Raw genomic sequence first — 3223 nt, forward strand, 5'->3', positions numbered from 1 at the left:
CACCGGTTTTACGCTGGTTTGCTGGATGGAAGAAAATGATTGTTGGCCTGCCGAGATGCCGATTGTTCACAGCGCCAATCCAGTAGGATCCGCCGAGATGAGAGCCGTAATTGAGCGCAAGTTTTTACGCTAAAAGGCTCACATCTCGGCAATCTCCACAAATGCGGAAGTCAGTCCCGCACTGCAACCCGCGCCAAACAAGCGGCACGTGAGCCCTTTGGCTTACCTGGCGCGGCAGTAATGGCGCATCCCGAGATGTCGGGTCGGGCACTAGCTAAGCATCGGACGGCAAACCAGGCATCGAGGTGTGGCTGCCCGATCAATCAACTAGCGCGCCCTGTCGCGCAGACCAACGACAACAGCAGTACGGCCGCCAGCGGCACCAGCTCTAGAAAGCTGTGCACATACCATCAACACGGATTTCACCGCCTTGCCCTGGATCGCATCGAGCACGTGTGTCAGCCCGGTGAGCCGGGTCACGTCCGTCAAGTTGGTGTAAATCGAGGTAGAGTTTGAGGTGGCCATTGGTCAGGCCGCCATGGGTGGAAGTTTTGCCGGATCGGCGTCGATCAGCAGCGGTGTAAGTTCGGCCATTCCTTCGATCTGCATGTAGCGGCACTGGAGCAGCCACTTGATGGCATGGACCACCCCTTCCCGAAGCGGGATTAGGGTGGCGCATTTTCCACCAGCCAAGGGATGCGCCCATGTCCACCCTCGTCACGATCGGCCTCGACGTCGCGAAGTCAGTGTTCCAGATTCACGGTGTTGATGATGTCGGCAAGGCGGTGCTTCGGCGGCGGCTTTCTCGACACGAGCTCGTGTCGTATTTCGCCAAGCTACCCGTATGTTTGGTCGGGATGGAGGCGTGCTCGGCCGGGCACCACTGGGCGCGCGAGCTCTCCCGTCTTGGCCATTCCGTGCGCCTGATCCCGCCGCAGTACGTCAAGCCGTATGTGAAGCGGAACAAGACCGATGCGGCCGATGCCGAGGCAATCTGCGAAGCCGTCGGCAGGCCGAACATGCGGTTTGTCCCAGTCAAGACGCTCGATCAGCAGGATGTCCTGTCGCTGCATCGCGTTCGCTCCCTATTCGTTCGTCAACGCACGGCCGCGATCAACACGGTGCGCGGACTGCTGACGGAATTCGGAATCGTCGCGGGGAAGGGCATTCAGCGTGTTGCCGAGCTCCGTCAACGGATGGACAAGGTCGGCAGCGATTTGTTGCCTGACGAAGCCCGCACAGCGATCGCCGAGGCATTTGATCATATCGATGCGTTGAGCAAGCGGATTGATGCCATGGAGGCTCGGATCATCACCTGGCACAGAAACTCCGAGGCCAGCCAGCGGCTTGCTTCGGCCCCAGGGGTGGGGCCGATCACTGCCAGTGCGATCATCGCCAGCGTCGGCGATGGCAGGCAATTCCAATCAGCGCGGCACTTCGCGGCGTGGCTCGGCCTGACGCCTAGAATTAATGCCAGCGGCGGTAAGGAGCACATCGGCAGGATCAGCAAAGGTGGTGATCGCTATCTGCGCGCGCTGCTGATCCATGGGGCACGAGCGATCGTCGGGACGAGCTTCCGAAAGGATGTCGCCCCAAGACTTTGGCTGAAGCAATTGCTCGCGCGGAGGCCGGTCAATGTCGCGGCAGTAGCGGTTGCCCACAAGACCGCTCGCTCCCTTTGGGCAATGATCACCCGAGAGGAGGGATATCGAAGGATTGCCGCTCAGGCGGCATAAGCGGCACGGCGCCGAGCACGATACCGGCGCCGGCTTGCGAGGGTGACACAAAGTGATGGCGAACCGGTCAGACCGGGTTCGGCAGAGGCCAATGAAACGATGCGAGCCATCGTGAGCTCGTCCATTTGTCCGGTCGCCGATCCGCGAATACCATCAGGGCCTGCGGCTGTGTCGCCGCGCGACAAGGCCGGATACACGACCGCAAGACCCGTCTCCATCGCAGCGTGATCGTCCTTGCAAATCGGGGGTGGTCCATACACGTCGTTCTGCTCGAGCAGCACGGCGCCGATGAGCCGGGTGATGCTGGCCTCGTTGGGGAAGATGCCGACGACGTCGGCCCGCCGCTTGACCTCCTTGTTCAACCGCTCCAACGGGTTGGTGCTGTGCAACTTGGTCCGGTGCTGGCCGGGGAATGTCATGTAGGCCAGCACGTCGTGCTCGCTGTCGTCCATCAGCAGGGCGAGCTTGGGCCAGCGCGAGCGGAGCTGATCGGCAACATGCCTCCAAGTCTGGTGTGCCGCGTCGGCGTCGGTTTGCAGGAAGGCCTGGCGGATCGCCGCGGCGACCATGGTGTGCTGGCCCTTTGGCACGTGCGCCAGGGCATTGCGCATCCAGTGTACGCGGCAGCGTTGCCAGGTGGCGCCGAGCACGCGGGTAATCGCGTGACGCAGCCCGTCATGGGCGTCGGAGATCACCAGCTTGACGCCGCGCAACCCGCGCTTCACCAGGCCCTTGATGAAGCTCGACCAGAACGGCTCGGCCTCTGACGGGCCGATGCCGAGGCCGACGATCTCGCGCTTTCCCTCGGTATTCACCGCGACGGCGATTATCGCCGCCACCGAGACGATGCGGCCGCCGTCGCGCACCTTGAGGTAGGTGGCGTCGAGCCAGAGATAGGGCCACTCGCCCTCGATCGGCCGGTCAAGGAAGGCGTTGACCCGCTCGTCGATATCCTTGCACAGCTTTGAGACCTGGCTTTTCGAGATGCCGGCGAGACCCATCGCCTGCACCAGCTCGTCGACGCGCCGGGTCGAGACGCCGCCGATCCAGGCTTCCTGGATCACCATGACCAGCGCCTTCTCGGCGGTCTTGCGCGGCTCCAGGAACGGCGGAAAGTACGAACCCTGGCGCAGCTTGGGGATGCGCAGGCTGAGCGAACCGAGACGCGTGTCGAGGCTGCGCTCGCGATAGCCGTTGCGGTAGTTGAGCCGGTCGCCGGTGCGTTCGTGCCGCCCGGCGCCGATCAAACCCTCGACATCAGCCTCCATCAGGATCTGCAGCACCGCCTCCGCCACGGATCGCAAAAAATCGCCATCGCCGCTCTTCTGCAGCAGCTCGGCCAGCGCCATTCTCTCTTCGGTCATCGGGGTCCTCGGTCGGCTCGGGGTGAAGCGTCGCAACTCCACCTTAGCCAGCCTTCCCGGTGACCACCTCTCGCTCACGCGCGCGCCGTGCTCCAAGTCATGGGGCATTCCGCCCGGCGCGCG

Annotated in this window: 3 protein-coding genes and 1 pseudogene; 2 read left to right on the forward strand and 2 right to left on the reverse strand. The window is 63.1% G+C overall.

Annotated elements, in window-relative coordinates:
* Positions 1 to 13: 13 nt before the first annotated feature.
* On the forward strand, positions 14 to 133 hold the full coding sequence (locus tag VK804_RS32915; protein ID WP_414642686.1) for a hypothetical protein: 120 nt from the start codon (positions 14 to 16) through the stop codon (positions 131 to 133).
* Positions 134 to 528: 395 nt separating this feature from the next.
* Here VK804_RS32915 and VK804_RS00175 read toward each other — a convergent pair whose 3' ends face one another.
* Complete coding sequence (locus tag VK804_RS00175; protein ID WP_325366453.1) at positions 529 to 693, reverse strand: hypothetical protein; 165 nt, start codon at positions 691 to 693, stop codon at positions 529 to 531.
* An 11-nt stretch (positions 694 to 704) separates the two neighbouring features.
* Here VK804_RS00175 and VK804_RS00180 point away from each other — a divergent pair, with 11 nt between their 5' ends.
* Complete coding sequence (locus VK804_RS00180) at positions 705 to 1736, forward strand: IS110 family transposase (RefSeq protein ID WP_325366455.1); 1032 nt, start codon at positions 705 to 707, stop codon at positions 1734 to 1736.
* A gap of 260 nt (positions 1737 to 1996) precedes the next feature.
* On the opposite strand, the pseudogene VK804_RS00185 reads toward VK804_RS00180, so the two are convergent.
* Positions 1997 to 3100, reverse strand: a pseudogene (locus VK804_RS00185) (IS256 family transposase); the annotation flags it as partial.
* Between the last annotated feature and the right edge of the window lie 123 nt (positions 3101 to 3223).

The organism is Bradyrhizobium sp., assembly GCF_035484855.1.
Taxonomy (GTDB): Bacteria; Pseudomonadota; Alphaproteobacteria; order Rhizobiales; family Xanthobacteraceae; genus Bradyrhizobium.